General features: G+C 71.5%; 1 pseudogene. It reads left to right on the top strand.

Going from position 1 to position 260, the window contains the following annotated elements:
• A pseudogene (locus SB751_RS32215) lies at positions 1-260 on the top strand (pyridoxal phosphate-dependent aminotransferase); the annotation flags it as partial.

The following is a 260-nucleotide window of genomic DNA, read 5'->3' as shown; positions in this document are numbered from 1 at the left end:
CGCCCCGCGCACCTTGATGGACGATCTGGGCAAGCTGGTCGAGTACAACACCTCGTGCGCGCCGTCGTTCGTGCAGCAGGCGGGCATCGTCGCCGTCGAGCAGGGCGAGGCCTCGACGCGCGCGCTGGTCGCCGATCTGCGTGCGTCGCGCGACCATCTCGCGGCGGCGCTCGCGCGGCTGCCCGGCGTCGACGTGAAGGTGCCGCATGGCGCGATGTACCTGTTTTTCCGGCTCGCGGGCGCCGAGCGCAGTCTCGATC

This window comes from Cupriavidus sp. SIMBA_020, from assembly GCF_046535395.1.
Classification (GTDB): Bacteria; Pseudomonadota; Gammaproteobacteria; order Burkholderiales; family Burkholderiaceae; genus Cupriavidus; species Cupriavidus campinensis.
The sequence above is the reverse complement of the archived record's forward strand: the minus strand, read 5'-3'. Positions and strand labels throughout refer to the sequence as shown.